The organism is Olavius algarvensis spirochete endosymbiont (genome assembly GCA_900608495.1).
Lineage (GTDB): Bacteria > Spirochaetota > Spirochaetia > DSM-2461 > DSM-2461 > UBA2779.
In genome coordinates, this window is sequence record UWYT01000237.1 from 1 (window position 1) to 222 (window position 222).

Sequence of the window (222 nt, forward strand, 5' to 3'; positions counted from 1 at the left end):
TCAGTTTCAACTCTTACCAGCTTTGTCCCCTCATAATAGTAGAAGTTAGTAGAATATGTTTTCCACTCGCCCGTGGAAGAATCAGGCCTCTTCTTCTGGTATGTTTGCAGAAGCCCATCATCATCGTAGATATAACGGTATTCTCCTTTCCGTTCACTTTCACCAATCTCTGACTTTACAATGATTTGATTGGCATCGTATTCCAGAGTTTTACGCCAAGTT

Annotated in this window: 1 protein-coding gene; it reads right to left on the bottom strand. The window is 41.0% G+C overall.

Annotation, left to right across the window (positions count from 1 at the left end; all coding sequences use genetic code 11):
- Positions 1–222 (bottom strand): hypothetical protein (locus tag S1OALGB6SA_RS10285; protein WP_195910348.1); only part of this gene is annotated, 222 nt, incomplete at both ends.